This window comes from Vibrio sp. S9_S30 (assembly GCF_014694455.1).
GTDB lineage: Bacteria > Pseudomonadota > Gammaproteobacteria > Enterobacterales > Vibrionaceae > Vibrio.
In genome coordinates this window covers 1-623 of record NZ_JAAUWT010000124.1, presented here as the reverse complement: position 1 = coordinate 623, position 623 = coordinate 1, and the positions used below count along the sequence as shown (strand labels likewise).

The window sequence follows — 623 nt, the reverse complement described above, 5'->3', positions numbered from 1 at the left end:
GAAAGTAGCGATAGTTGCCTGTATGAGAAAGATGGTTGTGACACTTAATTCAATGCTAAGAGACGGTATAATGTGGGATAAAGATAGCGCCAAAAATTAGCTATTGACGCCATAGTCTCTTGTTATGTTGATTTTCTTCAGTGTAGACATAGCGTTCAACTGACTAGCTACAACACTTGCCCTGCTCTTGGATTGGTGGACAAGGGACGCTCCCATAAGAGCAAAAGACACAACAATCGCCAGCCTTAGGCTTGAGTAGTTCACCACACCCTTTACATTCATAGAAGTAGAGACATGAATCTGTGGGCATGACTTCCCTGCTTTTATGTCCACACTTCGGGCAAACTAACTCCGATTCCAATACTGTTTTCACGAGAGTTTTTCCTTCATTCTGAGCTCATTGTAAGCATAGAACCTCAGTAGCAACATAACGCCAGCTTAAACCGCAAACAACGCACAAAACAAGCCACTGCATTACGCCTTAAACACTAAACTCACCGCAAACTAAAAATGCCACGCGTTGTTTGTCGGTTTGAAGCTTTTGTTAGAGCGATACCAACAAACAGACTTACTTGGCAATGAAGCACTTCGCTTGCATTCAATGAACAGCATCCTAGCCAACA

1 protein-coding gene and 1 pseudogene are annotated in these 623 nt (G+C 42.9%); one reads left to right on the top strand and one right to left on the bottom strand.

Translation table 11 applies throughout. The annotated features are described in order from the left end of the window. Nucleotides 1-100, top strand: a pseudogene (locus tag HC752_RS24355) (IS110 family transposase); the annotation flags it as partial. 63 nt (nt 101-163) lie between these two features. On the opposite strand, the gene HC752_RS25205 reads toward HC752_RS24355, so the two are convergent. Further along, nucleotides 164-373, bottom strand: coding sequence for a GDCCVxC domain-containing (seleno)protein (locus tag HC752_RS25205; RefSeq protein ID WP_079740775.1), 210 nt, complete (start codon nt 371-373; stop codon nt 164-166). Nucleotides 374-623: the final 250 nt, after the last annotated feature.